The organism is Streptomyces yerevanensis (genome assembly GCF_000716805.1).
GTDB classification, from domain to species: Bacteria; Actinomycetota; Actinomycetes; order Streptomycetales; family Streptomycetaceae; genus Streptomyces; species Streptomyces flaveus.
Genome location: NZ_JNWJ01000229.1, coordinates 1 through 436, shown reverse-complemented (window position 1 = coordinate 436; position 436 = coordinate 1). Strand labels below are relative to the sequence as shown.

Annotated in this window: 1 protein-coding gene; it reads left to right on the top strand. The window is 72.7% G+C overall.

Annotated elements, in window-relative coordinates; all coding sequences use genetic code 11:
* A partial coding sequence (locus tag OP79_RS49185) for a Gfo/Idh/MocA family protein (RefSeq protein WP_033329862.1) occupies nt 1-436 on the top strand: 436 nt, incomplete at both ends.

Sequence of the window (436 nt, the reverse complement as noted above, 5' to 3'; positions counted from 1 at the left end):
GTGCGAGAAGCCGCTGGCCGGATCGCTCGAAGACGCCCGCGCCATGGCCGAGTTGGAGCAGAGTGCCGAGGTGGTGACCGCCGTCGGCTACACCTTCCGGCGTTCGCCCGGCATCGCCGCGATCCGCGACCATGTGCGTGCCGGTGAGCTGGGCGACCTCACGCTGTTCGGCGGCCGGTACTGGTGCGACTACGCCACCGATCCGAACGGCCCGCTGACCTGGCGGTTCAAGGGCGGCCCCGGCTCCGGTGCGCTCGGGGACGTCGGCTCGCACGTCATCGACATCGCCGAGTACGTCGCCGGGCCCATCGCCGCGGTCTCCGGTGCCGCCCTGTCGACGCAGATCCCCAAGCGGCCGCTGCCGCTGGGCGCGGTCGTCGGGCACAACGCGGCGCCCGTCTCCGACGAGGTCGGCGAGGTCGAGAACGAGGACACC